General features: G+C 72.5%; 1 pseudogene. It reads left to right on the top strand.

The window, feature by feature from the left end:
* Positions 1-107: 107 nt before the first annotated feature.
* Positions 108-192 (top strand): annotated as a pseudogene (locus BZL64_RS41755) (histidine phosphatase family protein); the annotation flags it as partial.
* Positions 193-765: the final 573 nt, after the last annotated feature.

Genomic DNA, 765 nt, shown 5'->3' with positions numbered 1-765 from the left:
CAGCACCGGAAGCGTGGCCAGGTCGCCCGCGTTGCGGTGGTCGACACGGGTGACGACGGAGCAGGTGACCTTGGTGCAGTCGACGCTGCCGTCCTTGGCCTTGACGGCGATTCGGCGACGAGTACACCGCCTGGAAGCGCGGTGAGCCCGTCCGTCGCGGCGGCGGCGAACTGGAGTCGGAGGTGGCCCTCGACCGCCGACGAGCCGTACACGACAGTCGAGAACGCCTCCGCGCTCGCGGCCCACGAGTTCGCGTGGGCGGTCAGCTCCCTCGCCACCGAGCACTACGGCGACCCCCTGCACACCCGTATTCCAGGGACGCGGCTGGACCGTCGAGATCCGGTCCGGCTATCCGCTGTGGCCCACCACCCCATCGGCCACCTCGCCCGGCCGGAGGGCGGTGTCGTTCGTCCACAAGGCGTCCCGGTTCGAGCGCGAGTCATGACGGGGTCCCCACGGCCTCTGCCTGCGCGGAGGGCGGGCGCGACACGCGACGACGGGCCGCGAACGCTGCCTGGCCGACAGCGTCCTGTTCCGCAGCGGCCGGCAACCGCTCGATGTGCTCCCTCGACGTGGCGTGGCGGGCCATCGACCGGTTCTCACGCACCCCGCCCCTCCGCCCCCTTTCAGTGAGCCGTCGAGGTCTCCCGAGGCTCCGGAGCGACACCGCCGCTGTCCGCGTCCTCTCCCGCTCGTGGCGCTGACCGGCGGATCTGCGGCAGCGTGACCATCACCGCCGCACTCGCCACGGTCCACACCGCGCCG

Source organism: Streptomyces bobili (assembly GCF_002154575.1).
GTDB classification, from domain to species: Bacteria; Actinomycetota; Actinomycetes; order Streptomycetales; family Streptomycetaceae; genus Streptomyces; species Streptomyces bobili.
The sequence above is the reverse complement of the archived record's forward strand: the minus strand, read 5'-3'. Positions and strand labels throughout refer to the sequence as shown.